This is a genomic window from Streptomyces sp. DT2A-34 (assembly GCF_030499515.1).
GTDB lineage: Bacteria > Actinomycetota > Actinomycetes > Streptomycetales > Streptomycetaceae > Streptomyces.
Genome location: NZ_JASTWJ010000001.1, coordinates 6289880 through 6307178, shown reverse-complemented (window position 1 = coordinate 6307178; position 17299 = coordinate 6289880). Strand labels below are relative to the sequence as shown.

The 17299-nt window shown below is 69.7% G+C and carries 21 protein-coding genes; 7 read left to right on the top strand and 14 right to left on the bottom strand.

What is annotated here, in order from left to right; genetic code table 11:
* Positions 1–92 precede the first annotated feature (92 nt).
* Positions 93–305, top strand: a complete 213-nt coding sequence (locus QQM39_RS28270; RefSeq protein WP_302000379.1) for a hypothetical protein — start codon at positions 93–95, stop codon at positions 303–305.
* 70 nt (positions 306–375) lie between these two features.
* Here QQM39_RS28270 and QQM39_RS28265 read toward each other — a convergent pair whose 3' ends face one another.
* Together QQM39_RS28265 and QQM39_RS28260 are read right to left on the bottom strand one after the other, a co-directional pair.
* Positions 376–570, bottom strand: coding sequence for a hypothetical protein (locus QQM39_RS28265; protein WP_302000378.1), 195 nt, complete (start codon positions 568–570; stop codon positions 376–378).
* A 33-nt stretch (positions 571–603) separates the two neighbouring features.
* The gene (locus tag QQM39_RS28260; RefSeq protein ID WP_302000377.1) at positions 604–795 is read right to left on the bottom strand and encodes a hypothetical protein; all 192 of its coding nucleotides are present in this window, start codon (positions 793–795) and stop codon (positions 604–606) included.
* A gap of 373 nt (positions 796–1168) precedes the next feature.
* Between QQM39_RS28260 and QQM39_RS28255 the strand changes: the two genes are divergently transcribed.
* Together QQM39_RS28255 and QQM39_RS28250 are read left to right on the top strand one after the other, a co-directional pair.
* Entirely contained in the window at positions 1169–1294 is a 126-nt protein-coding gene (locus QQM39_RS28255) for a hypothetical protein (protein WP_302000376.1), read from the top strand.
* Positions 1295–1339: 45 nt separating this feature from the next.
* Entirely contained in the window at positions 1340–1900 is a 561-nt protein-coding gene (locus QQM39_RS28250; RefSeq protein WP_302000375.1) for a type II toxin-antitoxin system PemK/MazF family toxin, read from the top strand.
* Between the two features lie 34 nt (positions 1901–1934).
* On the opposite strand, the gene QQM39_RS28245 is transcribed toward QQM39_RS28250, so the two are convergent.
* From QQM39_RS28245 to clpS, 7 genes are all read right to left on the bottom strand, one after another.
* Entirely contained in the window at positions 1935–2885 is a 951-nt protein-coding gene (locus QQM39_RS28245; protein ID WP_302000374.1) for a PLP-dependent cysteine synthase family protein, read from the bottom strand.
* Positions 2886–2892: 7 nt separating this feature from the next.
* Positions 2893–3171: a MoaD/ThiS family protein gene (locus QQM39_RS28240; protein WP_302000373.1), complete on the bottom strand. Its 279-nt coding sequence runs from the start codon at positions 3169–3171 to the stop codon at positions 2893–2895.
* 114 nt (positions 3172–3285) lie between these two features.
* Positions 3286–3381, bottom strand: coding sequence for a putative leader peptide (locus QQM39_RS46290; protein ID WP_019759525.1), 96 nt, complete (start codon positions 3379–3381; stop codon positions 3286–3288).
* Positions 3382–3467: 86 nt separating this feature from the next.
* Positions 3468–3890, bottom strand: a complete 423-nt coding sequence (locus tag QQM39_RS28235; RefSeq protein ID WP_302000372.1) for a M67 family metallopeptidase — start codon at positions 3888–3890, stop codon at positions 3468–3470.
* Between the two features lie 143 nt (positions 3891–4033).
* A complete protein-coding gene (locus QQM39_RS28230) occupies positions 4034–5458 on the bottom strand; it encodes an amino acid permease (protein ID WP_302000371.1) in 1425 nt (474 codons plus the stop codon).
* Between the two features lie 341 nt (positions 5459–5799).
* Positions 5800–6408 carry a DUF2017 domain-containing protein gene (locus QQM39_RS28225; protein ID WP_302000370.1) on the bottom strand — a complete coding sequence of 203 codons (609 nt, stop codon included), beginning with the start codon at positions 6406–6408 and terminating at the stop codon, positions 5800–5802.
* A gap of 44 nt (positions 6409–6452) precedes the next feature.
* Positions 6453–6770, bottom strand: a complete 318-nt coding sequence (gene clpS, locus QQM39_RS28220) for an ATP-dependent Clp protease adapter ClpS (RefSeq protein WP_024885384.1) — start codon at positions 6768–6770, stop codon at positions 6453–6455.
* A 109-nt stretch (positions 6771–6879) separates the two neighbouring features.
* Here clpS and QQM39_RS28215 point away from each other — a divergent pair, with 109 nt between their 5' ends.
* Positions 6880–8238 (top strand): nicotinate phosphoribosyltransferase, encoded by a 1359-nt coding sequence (locus QQM39_RS28215; protein WP_302000368.1) that lies wholly within the window; start codon positions 6880–6882, stop codon positions 8236–8238.
* 138 nt (positions 8239–8376) lie between these two features.
* Positions 8377–8967 carry a nicotinamidase gene (locus QQM39_RS28210; protein WP_302000367.1) on the top strand — a complete coding sequence of 197 codons (591 nt, stop codon included), beginning with the start codon at positions 8377–8379 and terminating at the stop codon, positions 8965–8967.
* A 161-nt stretch (positions 8968–9128) separates the two neighbouring features.
* Here QQM39_RS28210 and QQM39_RS28205 read toward each other — a convergent pair whose 3' ends face one another.
* Together QQM39_RS28205 and QQM39_RS28200 are read right to left on the bottom strand one after the other, a co-directional pair.
* A complete protein-coding gene (locus QQM39_RS28205) occupies positions 9129–9473 on the bottom strand; it encodes a hypothetical protein (protein ID WP_302000366.1) in 345 nt (114 codons plus the stop codon).
* Between the two features lie 121 nt (positions 9474–9594).
* Positions 9595–11943, bottom strand: coding sequence for an immune inhibitor A domain-containing protein (locus QQM39_RS28200; protein ID WP_302000364.1), 2349 nt, complete (start codon positions 11941–11943; stop codon positions 9595–9597).
* A 399-nt stretch (positions 11944–12342) separates the two neighbouring features.
* Between QQM39_RS28200 and QQM39_RS28195 the strand changes: the two genes are divergently transcribed.
* Entirely contained in the window at positions 12343–12591 is a 249-nt protein-coding gene (locus QQM39_RS28195; RefSeq protein ID WP_302000362.1) for a hypothetical protein, read from the top strand.
* 27 nt (positions 12592–12618) lie between these two features.
* Here the strand turns inward: QQM39_RS28195 and QQM39_RS28190 are convergent, their stop codons facing one another.
* Positions 12619–13290: an RDD family protein gene (locus QQM39_RS28190; RefSeq protein ID WP_302000361.1), complete on the bottom strand. Its 672-nt coding sequence runs from the start codon at positions 13288–13290 to the stop codon at positions 12619–12621.
* A 90-nt stretch (positions 13291–13380) separates the two neighbouring features.
* On the bottom strand, positions 13381–14958 hold the full coding sequence (locus QQM39_RS28185) for an RDD family protein (RefSeq protein WP_302000359.1): 1578 nt from the start codon (positions 14956–14958) through the stop codon (positions 13381–13383).
* Between the two features lie 297 nt (positions 14959–15255).
* Between QQM39_RS28185 and QQM39_RS28180 the strand changes: the two genes are divergently transcribed.
* On the top strand, positions 15256–15735 hold the full coding sequence (locus QQM39_RS28180; RefSeq protein WP_302000358.1) for an SsgA family sporulation/cell division regulator: 480 nt from the start codon (positions 15256–15258) through the stop codon (positions 15733–15735).
* 80 nt (positions 15736–15815) lie between these two features.
* On the opposite strand, the gene QQM39_RS28175 is transcribed toward QQM39_RS28180, so the two are convergent.
* On the bottom strand, positions 15816–17222 hold the full coding sequence (locus QQM39_RS28175) for an FAD-binding oxidoreductase (protein ID WP_302000357.1): 1407 nt from the start codon (positions 17220–17222) through the stop codon (positions 15816–15818).
* Positions 17223–17299 lie beyond the last annotated feature (77 nt).

Genomic DNA, 17299 nt, shown 5'->3' with positions numbered 1-17299 from the left:
GCACGGCCTCAGCAAGACCTCACGTTGTCACGTGGTGGTCGGGCTGAGAGCTGCGTGCCGAAGGTCCGATCACCGGAAAGGTACTCGGATCTTTGAAGCTCTCGTTCGGGGTCAAGGTGTTGATCGTCGTCATCTGCGCCTTGGTCTCCGTCATCGTCGGCGCACTGGCTGGCTATCTGAGCCACGAGCCAGGGGCACGTCACCGCCACGCCGTTCTCTTCGGAGGCGGAGTGTTCATTGGCGTCATGACACTTTGCCTGACTGTGCTGGGCTCTCTCGGTGTGTTGTCCACCGACGCCGCATGAACGGGCGCAAGCCCCGGAGACCAACCCTCCGGTGCTTCGTACGGTCGTCATGGCGTCAAGACCCACTCCTTCAGTGATCGGCCGCACCGCCGTCAAGCTGCCAGAGATCGCGGTAGAGAGCCACGACCATCCTGCACTTGTCGATCAGATCGAGAGCCTCCTCGGGAGGCACGCTCTCGCAGTAGTCACGGATTTCGGCGAGGGTCTTCGCCAACGCGGGATCGATCTCCTCTGCGAACGCGAGTCCTTCGTCTTCGCTGGCCATAGTGATCACTTCTTCGCGCGGAGGACGCGGCGCTCAGTCCCGGAGATACGGCCGGTGCCAGTGACGTTCGCTGAGGACCTTGGTCCACTCGGCAGCGAGCCGCTCCCGCCTGTCGTCAGGAAGATCGTCCAGGTTGGGGCGGAGTCCCTCGACGATCTTCGCGACCTCCTGCGGGTCGCGCCGGACGGGCAGACCGAGGTGATGGGCGATGGTGCGGAGAGTCATCGTGATCAGCTTCTTCGGGGGCTGTGCTTCCAGTGTGCGCCCCGCTCCTGGCATCCAGCCGAGGGCACATCGAGGGCACATCGGTGCGGGAAGTGCCACGAAACCGTGAGACCCACCGAGAGACGTTTTCGCACGTCAGCGGTCCTTCCCCGACATCCGCCCAGCTCACAAAACCACCCAAATCAGTTGTGGGCGAACTCACCTGTGGTGTCACCGGTTCGGCTGCTGACGCTGGCCAGTTGTTCGAGGTCGGCCCCGGGTGGCGTAGAGAGGTGCTTCGACCGGGCGATCCCGGATCGCACGAACCCGCCCGCCGGACTCGTCGCACACTTCGGAGCACCTGCCGAGGGGGGGTGGGTGGCAGGTCATCGACGTGTGGGAGTCGGAAGAACAGTTCCGACGCTTCCTGGAGGAGTCGGTCATCCCGGCCGCGAAGGCGGTCGGAGCGCCGCCGTTCGACAGTCAGGTGGTCGAGCTGTACAACTCCCTGATCCCGTAGGGCCGTGACGCGCGGGGGTGGTGGGGCGCCGGTACCGTCGTCCCTATGGACACGTCATGGTGGCTGGCGCTCGCGGCGGTGATACTGCTCGCGCTCGTCGCCGCGCTCGTGGACGGGTGGGGGCGCGGGCGGCGTCCCGAGAGGCGGCGGACGCGTCCGCCGGGGCGGTCGGACCGGCGTACTCCGGCTCGTCCGAAGGGGCGTGGTGCCGCTCGTCCGGCGCCCGCGGAGATCTGGTGGGCGAACGTGCCCTACGAGGACGGGCCAGAATCAAGAGGGGCCGCGCGATGGGGGTCCCCCCACGCTTTCGGCAGTGGGGGAGCGTCGGGTAGGGCGGTGACGGGAGACGGGCGGGCGAAGGACCGGCCGTGTCTGGTGCTCGCGGTGCGCGGGCAGCGGGTCACCGTCGCGAAGATCACCAGCAAGTATCACGGCGAGCGGGGCGGAGTGATCCCCCTGCCGCCGGGCTCCGTCGGGGACACCCGCGGGCGGGCGAGCTATCTGGAGACGGGCGAGCTGCGGGACGTACCGGTGCGGGACTTCCGGCGGCGGGTGGGGGTGATGGACCCGGTCGTGTGGGACCAGGTCCGTCACCTCGCGACGTAGGCGCTCCGCCGGGAGGGCCGGTGCAGGGCGCTGCTCATGCCCAGAGCTGACCCTGCAAGGTCTCGATCGCTTCCTCTGTCGTGGCCGCCGTGTAGACGCCGGTCGAGAGGTACTTCCAGCCGCCGTCGGCCACGACGAACACGATGTCCGCGCTCTCGCCCGCCTTCAGCGCCTTGTTCCCGACACCGATCGCGGCGTGCAGCGCGGCGCCGGTGGAGATGCCCGCGAAAATGCCCTCCTGCTGGAGGAGTTCGCGGGTACGGGTGACCGCGTCGGCCGAGCCGACCGAGAAGCGGGTGGTCAGGACGGAGGCGTCGTACAGCTCGGGTACGAAGCCCTCGTCGAGGTTGCGCAGGCCGTAGACGAGATCGTCGTAGCGCGGTTCCGCCGCGACGATCTTGACGTCCGGCTTGTGCTCGCGCAGGTAGCGGCCGACGCCCATCAGCGTGCCCGTGGTGCCGAGGCCGGCCACGAAGTGGGTGACCGAGGGGAGGTCGGCGAGGATCTCCGGGCCGGTCGTGGCGTAGTGCGCGCCCGCGTTGTCCGGGTTGCCGTACTGGTAGAGCATCACCCAGTCCGGGTGCTCGGCCGCCAGCTCCTTGGCGACCCGTACGGCGGTGTTGGAGCCGCCCGCGGCGGGGCTGGAGATGATCTCCGCGCCCCACATGCCGAGCAGATCGCGGCGCTCCTGCGAGGTGTTCTCGGGCATCACGCAGACCATGCGGTAGCCCTTGAGCTTCGCCGCCATCGCCAGCGAGATCCCGGTGTTGCCGCTGGTCGGCTCCAGGATGGTGCAGCCGGGGGTGAGGCGGCCGTCCTTCTCCGCCTGCTCGATCATGTGCAGGGCCGGGCGGTCCTTGACCGAGCCGGTGGGGTTGCGGTCCTCCAGCTTGGCCCAGATGCGGACGTCGGCGGACGGCGACAACCGCGGCAGGCGCACCAGAGGGGTGTTGCCCACCGCGGCGAGCGGGGAGTCGTAGCGCATACCGGTCTCAGGCCATGCCGCCGGCGACGGCCGGCAGGATCGTCACGGTGTCGCCGTCGGACAGCTTGGTGTTGATGCCGTCGACGAAGCGGACGTCCTCGTCGTTCAGGTAGACGTTGACGAAGCGGCGCAGCTGGCCGTCGTCCACGATGCGGGCCTGGATGCCCGTGTGCCGGGTCTCGAGGTCGGTGAACAGCTCGGCGAGGGTGTCACCGCTGCCCTCCACCGCCTTCTGACCGTCGGTGTACTGGCGGAGGATGGTCGGGATGCGGACCTCGATGGCCATGGCTCAGGGCTCCTGTCGGGAGTAGTCAGTCGGGGGCGCGCGGCAGCGCAAGTACAGCAGGTGGTGCGTGTGGGCAGCGCCGCGGCTCACGGCCGTACGGCGGCAGGGGCAGCGTCAACAGATGGCGCTGGCGAGCCTGCACAGGTCGACGTGCAGCCGCGCCACGAGCAGCATGCCCGGCGTCTTCTCGCTCACGTCATGGGAAACCATGGGCTCATCGTATCGATTCCCGGTCGGGCACCCGGAGTGTGATCTCGCATGGTGGACCGATTCTGGCCAGATAGTGGGACGAAGTATCAGTAGGCCGCTACGACCTCGACGTCCTCCTCCGTCACCTCACCGTCCACGATCCGGAACGAGCGGAACTGGAACTCGCCGAGGCCGTCGGTGTCGGCCGTGGAGACCAGGACGTAGTGCGCGCCGGGCTCGTTCGCGTAGGAGATGTCGGTGCGCGAGGGGTAGGCCTGGGTCGCGGTGTGGGAGTGGTAGATGACCACCGGCTCCTCGTCGCGGTCGTCCATCTCGCGGTAGAGCTTGAGCAGGTCGCCCGAGTCGAACTCGTAGAACGTGGGCGACATGGCCGCGTTCAGCATCGGGATGAAGCGCTCCGGGCGGTCCGAGCCCGCCGGGCCCGCCACGACGCCGCACGCCTCGTCGGGGTGATCCTTGCGCGCGTGGGCGACGATCTGGTCGACGAGGGCCTGGGTGATGGTCAGCATGCTCGTCAGGATAAGCAGAGGGCCGTCCCATACCGAAGGGTGGTACGGGACGGCCCACATGCCGGACGTCCTGAGCGGCAGCCGCCGGGGGCGCCACGAGTGCTCCCCGCGGCTGGACGTCCTCGACCGGGAGTACGGCGGACTCAGCCGACCTTCTCGAACTCCGGCTCCTCGCCGCCGCGCTCGGTGATCTGCGGGTTGCGGCTCTTGAGGACCGCCCAGCCGATGCCCAGCGCGACGGCCCAGCCGGCCGCGACGTACAGGCAGATCCGCGCGTCCTTGTCGTACGCGATCATGAAGGTCACGCCGATGAGGAAGAGCAGCGCGACCCAGCTGAACAGCGCCCCGCCGGGAGCCGGGAAGGACGAGGCGCGCAGCCGGCCGGCCTCGACCGCGGCGCGGTAGCGGATGTGGCTGACGAGGATCATCATCCAGGTCCAGATGCCGGCTGCGGTGGCGACGGAGGTGACGTACTGGAACGCCTTCTCCGGGACGACGTAGTTCAGGACGACGCCGATGCCCATGAGCGCCACGGAGACCGCGATGCCGACGGCGGGCGTCTTGCGGGCGTTCAGCTTGCCGAACGCCTGCGGGGCCTCGCTGTTGGCGGCCAGGTCGCGCAGCATCCGGCCGGTCGAGTACATGCCGGAGTTGCAGGACGACAGGGCCGCGGTGAGCACCACGAAGTTGACGATGCCCGCGGCGAGCGGGATGCCGATCTTGCCGAAGGCGTGGACGAACGGGCTCTCGCCGTCATGGAACTCGGTCCACTTGACGACGGAGAGGATCACCAGGAGCGCGCCGACGTAGAAGACGATGATGCGCCAGGGCAGGGTGTTGATGGCCTTGGGCAGGGTCTTCTCGGGGTTCTCGGACTCGCCCGCGGTGACGCCGACGAGCTCGACGGCGAGGTAGGCGAACATGACGCCCTGGAGCGTCATCAGGCTGGAGCCGATGCCGTTCGGGAAGAAGCCGCCGTGCGACCAGAGGTTGGAGACGGTGGCGGTGTCACCGGCGTCGGAGAAGCCGAGGGTGAGCACGCCGAGGCCGATGACGATCATGCCGATGATGGCCGTGACCTTGATCATCGAGAACCAGAACTCGACCTCGCCGAAGATCTTGACGGAGATCAGGTTGACGCCGAAGAGCACCACCAGGAACACCAGGGCGCTGACCCACTGCGGGATCTCGGGGAACCAGAAGTGGATGTAGATCGCGGCGGCCGTGAGCTCGGCCATGCCGGTGACCACCCACATGAGCCAGTACGTCCAGCCCGTGACGAATCCGAAGAACGGGCCGAGGAATTCACGGGCGTACTCGGCGAAGGAGCCGGAGACGGGCCGGTAGAGGAGCAGTTCGCCCAGCGCCCGCATGATGAAGAAGATGACGACGCCCGCGAGGGCGTACATGAGGATGATGCTGGGGCCGGCCTTCGCGATGTTCGCTCCGGCGCCCATGAAGAGGCCGACGCCGATGGCGCCGCCGATGGCGATCATCTGGACCTGACGGCTGCCGAGCCCGCGCTCGTAACCCTCTTCAGGGGTGGCGGTGACCTTCTCTGAGGTCATGTGTGGTGCACCCTTTCTCCATGCCGACCCAGGCCTTTCGTCGGCCTCGGATCGGGCCTCGATCCCCCCGGACTGCTGGAGCTGTGCCTGACCGGCGATCCGCCGGCCACGTGGCGCACCCGGCGGACATAAGGGTGGTGTTCGCCGGGCGGTCGTGAAGATTTATCACGGCCGCAATGGTGATCGGCTACGAGACATGTGGCGCATCACACAGGAAGAAGCGGACAAACCGATCGCCGCCCCCCAGAGCGGGCGGCGGCGGTGACACGATCGTTATCCGGATTTGAGCGTCTGCTGAGCGAACACAAAACCATCACATACGGCTACAAGAACATCGCGATCTACGGCAGGAGCGTGGCGACCAGCGTCTCCTGGAGCCCGCCCAGCCACAGATACGCCATCACCATCGGCTTGCGCGGGTCCTCGTCCGGGAGCCGGTAGAGCAGGTCGGTGTCGTCCTCGGCGGTGATCTCCAGGCGGGAGCCGATGGCCAGGCGCAGGTCGTTGAGGGCGCCGAGCCACTGCTGGGACTCCTCGGGGGAGAGCTTGAGCACCGCGCCGCCCTCGCCGGCGGAGGCGGAGCTGAGCTCGTCCAGGGAGCGGACCACCGCGAGCGCGTTGTCGCGCTTGCCGCTGCGCAGGTCGTTCTCGGTGTAGCGGCGGAACTCCGCGGAGTACGCCCGCTGCTCCTCGGCCTCCTTGGCCTGGGGTGTGCCCTCCGGGTCGATGTAGGCGTCCGGGAAGAGGCGCCTGAGGACCGGGTCGGCCGGCGGTTCGCTCGGGCCCTCGGCGAACAGCTCCGCGAGCGGGTCGTCGGAGGCGTCCTCGGCGGGGCCGGGGCCGATGAGCTCCAGGAGCTGGACGGCCAGCGACCGGATGATGGAGATCTCGACGTCATCGAGGGCGACGGCCGCGCCGCCGCCGGGGAGCGGTTCGAAGGTTCCTGGCATGGAGGCGATTCGCTACTTCCGGTCCTGCGGGCGTGGGCGAGCGGTCATTTGCGGTCGTGCTGGAGGGTGGCCCACAGACCGTAGCCGTGCATGGCCTGCACATCGCGTTCCATCTCCTCGCGCGTACCGCTGGAGACGACCGCCCGGCCCTTGTGGTGGACGTCGAGCATGAGCTTGGTGGCCTTGTCCTTGCTGTAGCCGAAGTACGACTGGAAGACGTAGGTCACATAGCTCATGAGGTTGACCGGGTCGTTGTGGACGATCGTGACCCAGGGGACGTCCGGCTCGGGGACGGCGAAGACCTCCTCCGCCGACTCGGTTCGTTCGATCTCTAGGGGAGCGGGTGACGTCACAGAGCCCATGCTGCCACCCGAGGGGGGTGGTCGCACAAACGGGCTGCGCAAGCGCGTCTGTTGTGACCTCCGCCCCATAAATCGTCAGACTGACGAAATGGGGGTAGCATCTACCCCCATGAACACAGCGGACCTTGGGCTGCCGGTGGACGTTCCCTCGACGGCGCTCTTCACGGATCACTACGAGTTCACGATGCTGCAGGCCGCCTTGAAGGCGGGCACCGCTGAGCGGCGGAGCGTGTTCGAGGTCTTCACCCGGCGGCTTCCCGAGGGGCGGCGCTACGGCGTCGTGGCCGGCACCGGCCGCGTGCTGGACGCCGTCGAGAACTTCCGCTTCGACGCCGGCGTCCTCGGCTTCCTGCGCGAGCGGAAGATAGTCGGCGAGGAGACCCTGGCGTGGCTCGCGGACTACCGCTTCTCCGGCGACGTCTGGGGCTACCCCGAGGGCGAGGTCTACTTCCCGGGCTCGCCGATCATGCGGGTGGAGGGCACCTTCGCCGAGTGCGTGCTGCTGGAGACGGTGATCCTGTCCATCCTCAACCACGACTCCGCGATCGCCGCGGCCGCCTCCCGCATGGCGTCGGCCGCCGGTGACCGCCCGATCATCGAGATGGGCGCCCGGCGCACACACGAGCTGGCCGCCGTCGCCGCGTCGCGCGCCGCGTACGTCGGCGGCTTCACCTCCACCTCCGACCTGGCCGCCGGCTTCCGCTACGGCATCCCCACCGTCGGCACCAGCGCCCACGCCTTCACCCTGCTGCACGACCGTGAGCGGGACGCCTTCCAGGCTCAGGTGAACTCCATGGGCCGCGGCACCACGCTGCTCGTGGACACCTACGACGTCGCCGAGGCGGTCCGTACGGCCGTGGAGGTCGCCGGGCCCGAGCTGGGCGCCGTCCGTATCGACTCGGGCGACCTGCTGCTGGTCGCGCACCGGGTCCGGCAACAGCTGGACGAGCTGGGCGCGACGCACACGAAGATCATCGTGACCTCCGACCTGGACGAGTACGCCATCGCCTCGCTGGCGGCGGCGCCGGTGGACGCGTACGGCGTCGGCACCCAGCTGGTGACCGGGTCCGGGCACCCGACCTGCTCGATGGTCTACAAGCTGGTCGCCCGCGCCGAGTCCGCCGACCCGGGAGCCCCGCTGGTACCGGTGGCGAAGAAGTCGAGCGGCGGCAAGACCTCCATCGGCGGCCGCAAGTGGGCCGCGCGGCGCCTCGACGAGTACGGCGTCGCGGAGGCCGAGGTCGTCGGCACGGGGCAGGTGCCGGACGGGCTCGCCGACCGGCAGCTGCTGGTCGAGCTGGTCAAGGGCGGTGCCGTGGTGGCCCGTGAGCCGTTGGACGTCGTACGGGACCGGCACACGGCCGCTCGCGCGAATCTGCCGCTCTCCGCGACCCAGCTCTCGCGCGGGGAAGCCGTCATTCCGACGGAGTATGTCAATGGGCGCACGGGGAGCCGTACGGGGGCGTGAAGTGAGCGCGCCCGGCGTGCTCACTCCATGCCCCCTCCCGCGCGGCACCCGAAGTCTCTAGGCTCGGAAGTTCACGGCCGGGCCAGCACCGATTTTCACCGTCCCGACCCCAGCGTCCATAACCGAAGGACACCTCCCATGCGTCGCGCCTTGATCGTCGTAGATGTGCAGAACGACTTCTGCGAGGGAGGCAGCCTCGCGGTGCCCGGCGGTGCCGACGTGGCCGCCGCCGTCACCGAGCTGATCGGGCAGGCGGGCGGATCCGGCTACCAGCACGTCGTGGCCACCCGTGACCACCACATCGCACCCGGCGGCCACTTCTCCACGAACCCCGACTTCGCCCACTCCTGGCCCGCGCACTGCGTCGCCGGCACCGAGGGCGTCGGCTTCCACCCGAACTTCGCCCCGGCCGTCGCCTCCGGCGCGGTCGACGCCGTGTTCGACAAGGGGGCGTACGCGGCGGCGTACAGCGGGTTCGAGGGGGCCGACGAGAACGGGGTGCGGCTCGCGGACTGGCTGCGGGCCAGGGAGGTCTCGGAGGTGGACGTGGTGGGGATCGCCACGGACCACTGCGTGCGGGCCACTGCCGTGGATGCCGTGCGGGAAGGCTTCCGTACGCAGGTGCTGCTGGACCTGACCGCGGGGGTGGCCTCCGAGACCACGGAGCGGGCACTGGAGGACATGCGTGAGGCGGGCGTGGAGCTGTCCGGGAAGCCTGTTGTCGCGTAGCGCTCTACCGGGCGCTCCACGGGGTGCCTCGTCCGGCCGTCTGGCGGCTGCGGCGCCGTGGGGGCTGGTCGCGCCCACGCGGCGGTAGCCGCACATCGACACAGCCCCGCGCCCCTTTAGGCCGTTGCGGGTGCCGCATAGTGATGCAGTCCCGCGCCCCCTCAAGGCGTGGCAGCCGGGCGTCTCAGCAGCGCCCTGATCGGGTGCCACAGTTCCTGGGTCGGTTCCGGGCCCGCTACGACACCGTTGTCGGGCGCCGTTCGCCATATCAGGCCGTCCGGGTGATGCAGGACCGCCGTGATCTCGTCCGGGGTCGGCGGGGCGGCGTTGCCGCGCAGGTAGACGGCCCGCATGCCGAGGTTGCGGAGCCTGGTCAGGGCTCGGGCGCGGTTGTGGGCGTGGACGAGGACACGGACGCAGCCCGTGCCGTCGGCGGTCGGTCTGGGCAGGTTCAGCGCCACCACCACGCTGCCGGTCGGCAGCTTGCAGAAACCTCCTGCGGCCATGCGGTCACACCCCCGTGCGAGTCGGTGTCAATAAGAGAAGCACAGGGTGCACCTAAACACGATCGGCGGCAACCCGCCAGGGGGCTGCCGCCGATCACGCTCCGACCTGCGAAGATGCCGTTTACTTCACCGCGGCGCCGACCTCGACCGTGACCGTCGAGCCGTCCTTGGCCTCCTTGATGATCTTGATCTTGGTGTTGGTGTCAGTGATCTTGACGCCCGCGGTCGGGGTCGCCGCGTCGTAGTACGTGTGGGTGCGGTCGTTGAAGACCGGCACCCCCGCACGCGACGGGATCCGGGTCGCGACGTCCGCGTTGTGCAGCGTCATGCCGTCCGTGCGGAACCGGCTGAACGGCGAGTCGTAGGACTGGATGCGGTTGCGCATCAGCGTGCCGTCGGACCACTTCAGCGGCGTCGGGTGGGAGTCGACCGGCAGGACCAGGCCGACACCGGGGTGCTGGCTGGTGTTGTTGTCCGCCTGGGAGGTGTCCCACTTCCAGATCAACAGGCCGTTCTGGTACGCGTAGTGCTCCACCCAGTCCGGACGGGTCTGCGAGAAGCCGTAGTTGTACGGGCCGGTCTTCAGGGTCTTGTCGTACGACACGTACTGACGGTTCTCGGCGATGTAGTACTGCGCGTAGTCGTCCGTGATGGACGCGCCGATACGGGAGAAGCCCTTCGTCGCCCAAGCCGCGTCCGCGGTCTCCGCGTTGTCGGAGAACAGGGCCGTACCGTCGGCCGTCACGGTGATCTCGTCGGCCGCGAAGCCCTTCTGGGCCACGCCGCCGTCGGTCTGGTAGCGGAAGCGCAGGTCGATCTTCTTGCCCGCGTAGGCGTCGAGCGGGAAGACCAGCTTCTTGTAGGCGTCCACGGTGCCGGTGAGCGCGGGCTTGTTGCTCGCGTCGCGCGGGATGGCCGCACCGTCGACCGTGCCGTCGACCGCGGTCCAGTTGGCGCCGCCGTCGGTGGAGACCTCGGTGTAGAGGTAGTCGTACTCGGCCTCGATGTCGTACCAGCCGTCGAGGGTCAGCGAGGCCGCCGACTTGCCCGTGAGGTCCACGGAACGGGTCAGCGTGTTGGCGAGGTTGTCGCCGCTGCCGCTCCACCACTGGTTCGCGCCCTGCGCCGGGGCGACGATCTCGGTGGTGACCTTCTTCTTGGGCAGCTCGACCACGAGGGCCTGCTTGTGCCGGGTGTTGTACTCGGCGACGCCCAGCTTGTGCTCGGACTCCGTCGCGGCCTTCGCCTTGTCGTAGTTCAGCCAGCCCAGCTGGAGCTTGTCCCAGGCGGTCATGTCGCCGGGCAGGTCACCGATCTCGCCCTTGCCCGTGCCCAGCCAGGAACCGGAGGACATCAGGGTCCAGAAGCCGGTGGAGTTCTCGCCGCCGGAGGTGTCGTAGTGGTCCGGCAGACCGAGGTCGTGGCCGTACTCATGGGCGAAGACGCCCAGGCCGCCGTTCTCCGGCTGGACGGTGTAGTCGCCGACCCAGATGCCGGTGGAGCCGATCTGCGCGCCGCCCAGCTTGTTGTCGGCGGGGCCGGTGGCACCCGCGTCGGTGCCGAAGGCGTACCAGCGGTGGGCCCAGATCGCGTCGGTGCCCTGCGCGCCGCCGCCCGAGGACTCGTCCTCACCGGCGTGCACGATCTGGAAGTGGTCGATGTAGCCGTCGGCCTCGTTGAAGTCGCCGTCGCCGTCGAAGTCGTAGCGGTCCCACTGGTCGAACTGCGCGACGTCCGACTTGATCTCGGCGTCGGTCTTCCCAGCTGCCTTCTGCTGGGCGACCCACGCGCTGAGACCGTCGCTGACGACGTTCCACACGCTGGAGCAGTTGGTCTGGCCGCAGGCGTTGTTGCCGTAGCGGGCCTCGTTGTAGGGGACCTTGACCCAGTCGGTGACCTCGCCGTCGACCGAGTAGCGGCCCGAGGACTGCTTCTCGTAGTACTTCTTCAGCGACTCGGTCTTCTTGCCGGTGCCGAAGTAGAGGTCCTGGTAGTGCTTCTGGTTGTAGTCCGCCTGCCAGGCCGTCGAGTTGTCCTTCTTGCGGTCGGGCTCGGCTATCTGGTTGTGGGCCGGGCCGGGCGTGCCGCCGAACTCGCTGATCTGGTCGCCGAACTCGACCAGGATCGTGAAGATCTTGTCGGTCTGCTCGCGGCCCAGCTCGACGTACTTGCTGTCGCCCTTCTTGCTCTTGAGCTCGACGACCTGCGAGCCGGCGCGCTCCTTCACCTTGGCCTTGCCGGATATGACCTGGTTCAGGGCTTCTTCGCGCTGAGCCTCCTGGGTCTTGCTCAGGGGGCCTTCCAGGTCGTGGTCGGCGTGAGTGTGCTCCGCCGGGTCGTGCCGCTCCACGGATGCCGTCGAGGTGTCTTCGCCGGCCTGCGCCACCGCGTAGGTCGAGCCCGTCGCCGCGGCCGCCGCGAGCGCGACGGCGGTTGCCGCCGCTCTGAACGTCCAGGGTCTGCTGGTCACTTGCTTCCTCCCCCGCGTCCGGGCGCACGGAGGGAAGGGTCCCGGTCATGGAGGGTTCCGCGCGCACCTGATCAACGCGTGTAGTCAAGTGACGACATTTGACTAGAGGTTAAGCAGAAAAGACAGACCTTGACTTGCACACCTCAATTGCACTATGCGGAGCCGGTGTTCGTTTAACGGACAACGATCTTTCGCCAACGGGCGCGTGGCGCCGTCCACTTGATGGACGACATGACTCCGTGCGCCCCCCGTGCACCGGCACTGTTGGTTAGGTCACGCTTACGGTTTGTTCCCCTCGGGCATGCACGCGGTTAGAGTCGGATGGCGGAACGCCCGGACGTCGGCGGAAAGCCAGGCCGAGACCCCCCGTGCACCCCTGATTCCGAGGACACGATGATCATGCCTCGTCCGACTGCCGCACAGCTCTCCTACGGCTCGTGCACCGTGATCTTCTCGACGCTCGCCATGCTGCTGCTGTCCCAGACGAGTTCGGGTGTGGGGATCGCGGTCATCGCCGTCTCGGCGCTCCTGCTCGGGCTGCTGGTCGCCATGACGGTGCCCATGCCGAAGAAGCCCCGCGTGGTGGCGGTGCGCAAGCCCGCCGCGAAACGGGAACAGACCGAAGAACCGGTGCTGACGCGCCCCTGACGCACCTCAGGTGTTCCCTGACCCGCCTCAGGTGTCGGTGCTGACCACCACCGTCTTCGCCGCCTTGTCGTGCAGGCCCTGCTTGTAGGGCCGGTCGAAGAAGCTCCAGCCGCCGCAGAGCGCGGTCCAGAGGCAGGCGCAGCAGAACGCGAACGGGATCCACAGCACCGCCGCCCGGATCAGCGCGGTCTGCACCAGCGGTGTGGCGCCGTTGTCGAGGTTGGCCACCCGCATGTTGAGCAGCTTCTTGCCGAGGGTCTGCCCCGTCCTGACGGTCATGAAGGTGTCGTAGCCGATGAAGAGCAGGGCAGCGACCAGCGACTGCACGAAGGACTTGCCGTACTCCACGTCGTCGGCGTCCACGTCGTACTCGGTGACGCCGAATCCCCACGTGAGCAGCCAGACCACGACGCCCACCAGGATCATGTCGATGATGCGGGCCAGCGTGCGCTTGCCGCTGTCGGCGAGCGGCGGCATCCCGGCGAGCGGGTCGGTGGGGTGACCGCCGCCGCCGTACGGGTCCCCGCCGTAGGGACCGCCGCCGTAGGGACCGCCGCCGGAGGGGGGCGGCGGCTGGCCGCCGTACGGGGGCTGTTGGCCGTACGGCGAACCCGAGCCCCCGGGCGGCGGCGGCTGCTTCCTGAACGGGTCGTCTTCCGGGGGCTGCTGACCGGAGCCGGGAGGCGGTTCACTGCTCATGGCCCGAGTCGACCGCGAACCCCGCGACTTCGCATCCGGCGCGGGGCCGTCCGGGGTACGTAAATCGTCCGGGCCGTTCGCCGTACGCGGTCAGCCTGCGACGAACGTACGCGCCGCCTTGTCGTGCCAGCACTGGTGCCACGGCCGGTCGAACAAGCACCACAGCACGCCGACGACCCCGATGCCGAGCAGGCCGGGGATGCTGTAGACGAGCCAGCGGCGCAGCGCGGGACCGAAGGTCGGGGGCTCGTGGGCCTCGATGTCCCGCACCTCCAGACCGAGCACCTTCTTGCCCAGCGTGCGGCCCCACTTCATGGTGGGCACGACCTCGTAGACGACGCCGAACAGGAGCAGGACGGCCAGGACGATGCCGAGATACATGGAGGTCGTGCCGTCCAGCAGCCAGACGGTGACCGTCTCGCCGGACAGCTTGGCCTCGTCGATCTTGTCGTTGACGTGGTCGAGCGCCTGGGTGCCGAGCGGCACGGCGGCCACCGCGGTGACGGCGGCCAGCACGACGGTGTCCAGCAGCCGGGCGGCCAGCCGCTTGCCGAGGCCGGCGGGGCGGGCGGCGGCCTGGCGCCTGGCGGCCGCCTGGAAGATGTCCTCGACCGGGGGCTTCCAGGGGGCGACCGGCTGGTCGTCGTCGGCCGGGCCCGCGAGCCGGTGCACCTGCTGCGCCCAGGAGGACTGGCCGCCGCCGACACCGGAGCTCATGGGCGGGGCGGACGCCCCGGCCGCGGACTGGGGGCCGGACTGCTGAGGGACCGTCGGGGCGGCCTGCTGCGGGCCGGAAAGGGCCGTGGGGGCGGCACCGGGCGCCTGGGCGGCAGCCGCGGCCTGAGCGCCCGCCTGGGCCTGTCCCTGGGCCCCCGCGGCGCGCTCGGCGGCGGCCTTCCCGGCGCCGAAGCCGGGCCCCTGCGGGGCGCCGGGCGCCGAGGGGTGGTGGGCATCCGGATGTGCGGCGCCCGGGCCGGCGGACGCGCCCGTGCTCCCGGCCTGCGCCCCGGCCGCCCCGCCCTGCTGCCCCGTGCGCGGGGACAGCGCGCGGATGGCCATGGTGCCGTCGACGGGCGCGGAACGGGCCGGGTTCGGGATATGCGGGGCGGCCTGCCCCGAGGCGCCGGAGGACGGCGCTCCCCCGGACTCCGCCACCGGTCGGCGGATCATGAACGTGTCACCGGAGGCGACGCCCCCGGCGCCCACGGCGCCCGCGTCCGGCTCGCCGGGCGGGACGGAGGCGGCACCGTCCGCCGCGCCCGGGTCCCTCGGGTCGGCGCCCTGCGGGGCGCCCCAGGAGACGCGGCGGTCCTGCTCGCCGCCGAAGCCGGACTGGTGGGCGGAGTCGGCACCCCAGGCGGACGCCGGCTCGGGGCGGCCGCCGTGCTGGGCGTCGGCCTGCGGGGGCTGCTGGGCCGGGTCCTCGTCGAAGAAGTGGGGGCCCGTCTCCTCGACCGAGGCGCCCGGGGCGGGCGCGGCCGAGGCGGGCTGGGCCGGGTTCGCGCCCGGTGGCGGGCTGAGCGACTCGCCGTCCGTCGGGGCCGGACGGCTGGTGCCCGGTACCCAGGAGGCACCGTTCCAGTACCGGACATATCCAGGAATGGACGGGTCCGGATAATACCCTTCGCGGGGCCTGTCGTCACCGGGGGCCGGGGTTGGGGCGCTCATGTCCGTCGTCCGGTATCTGCTCGAGGGTCTATTGGGGGCCTCCACATCTATCAGACCGGCGCAACAAGCACCGCCAGTCCCGTCGGACCCACACTTTTGAGAAGCCTTGTGTGTACCTCGGCCGGAGGTCCGGGGGTTGCCCCCGGGTCTCATGCAGCACACGTACGGAACCGCCCCGGGACAGGGCCGGAAAAAAGTTCCGCGAACCCGCGTAATGATCCACCCCTCTCCTCGCTCTCCACTCGTACGGGCCCGCCCACAGGACCCGCACGCGTCACGAGAGAGGACACCCACGCCATGCACCACGCCGTCGTAGAGCGCGAGCTGGAGCTCAAGCTCATCCTGTCGCCCGAGCGCAGCATCCCCGTCCCGGCCAGGCTGAGCTACCACAGCGACGATCCGTACGCCGTCCACGTCACCTTCCACATCAACTCCGAGCACCCCGTGTACTGGACGTTCTCCCGCGATCTGCTGGTCGAGGGGGTGTTCCGGCCGTGCGGGCACGGGGATGTGCGGGTGTGGCCGACGAAGGTCGACGGCCGCAGCGTCGTGCTCATGGGGCTGAGCTCGCCCGACGGGGACGCCCTGCTGGAGGCGCCGGCGGCGCAGGTGTCGGCCTGGCTGGAGCGGACGCTCAGGGTGGTGCCGCCGGGGACCGAGGGCGAGCAGTTGGGGATCGACGACGCGCTCGCCGAGCTGCTCGCCCCCACCCCCGCCGACGACCTGTGGCAGCGAGACCCGTGGCCGAGCAACGGGTCAAAGGATGAAAGTGAGTGAGCCGCAACCATCAATTGAGGAACCACGACGGCGATCAGCCACGTCCGCGAGAGCGGCGGCGGTTCAGCCGCAAAGGGGAGTCAGAACAACTTGCCCGGGTTCAGGATGCCCAGCGGGTCGAAGACCTGTTTGATCCCGCGCTGCATCTCCACCCCCACCGGGCCGATCTCGCGCGCCAGCCACTCCTTCTTCAGGACGCCCACGCCGTGCTCGCCGGTGATCGTGCCGCCGAGTTCCAGGCCGAGGGCCATGATCTCGTCGAAGGACTCGCGGGCGCGCCGGGACTCGTCGGGGTCGGCCGCGTCGAAGCACACGGTGGGGTGGGTGTTGCCGTCGCCGGCGTGCGCGACGACGCCGATGGTGAGCTGGTGCTTCTCGGCGATCCGCTCGACACCTTCGATGAGGTCGCCGAGCCTGGACCGGGGCACGCACACGTCGTCGATCATCGTCACGCCCCGCACCGCTTCGAGCGCGGTGAGGGACAACCGCCGTGCCTGGAGGAGGAGTTCGGACTCGGCCGCGTCGTCCGCCGGGACCACCTGGGTGGCGCCGGCCGCCTCGCACAGCGCGCCGACGGCGGCGAGGTCGGGAGCGGGGTCCGGGGTGTCGAAGGCGGCCAGGAGGAGGGCCTCCGTCGTCTCCGGCAGTCCCATGTGCGCCAGGTCGTTGACGGCCTTGACCGTCGTACGGTCCATCAGTTCGAGCAGTGACGGGACATGCCCGCCGGCCATGATCCGGCACACCGCGTCGCAGGCGGCGGCCGCGGACGCGAACTCGGCGGCGAGGACCAGTTGCTGCGGCGGCTGCGGCTTGAGCGCCAGGACGGCCCGTACGACGATGCCGAGCGAGCCCTCGGAGCCGACGAAGAGGCGGGTCAGGTCGTATCCCGCGACGCCCTTGGCCGTACGGCGGCCCGTGGACATCAGGCGTCCGTCGGCGAGGACGACGTCCAGCCCGAGGACGTACTCCGCCGTCACTCCGTACTTCACGCAGCACAGGCCGCCAGAGGCGGTGCCGATGTTGCCGCCGATCGTGCACATCTCCCAGCTGGAGGGGTCCGGCGGGTAGTACAGGCCGTGTTCGCCGACCGCGCGGGAGAGGGCGGCGTTGATGACGCCGGGCTCGACGACCGCGATCCGGTCGACCGGGTTGATCTCCAGGATGCGGTCCATCCTGGTCAGGGACAGCACGATGCAGCCGTCGGAGGCGTTGGCCCCGCCCGACAGGCCCGTGCGGGCGCCCTGTGGGACGACCGGGACGCGCAGCTCGGTGGCGGTGCGCATGACGTGCTGGACCTCTTCGACGGTGCGCGGCAGCACGACCACGGCGGGGGCGCCGGCCGGGCAGAAGCTGGCCATGTCGTTGGCGTAGGAGGCCGTGACGTCGGGGTCGGTCAGGACGGCCTCGGCAGGCAGACCCGCGAGCAGCCGCTCGGTGAGGTCACCCCGGGCCTGGTCGGGTGCGGCTTCGGTACGGCTCATGATCACAGCGTGACACCCGGGGCCATCGGTGTGAACCCCGCGTACGGCAGCCGCCGCCGGACGGGTGTGGTCGTCGTATTGAC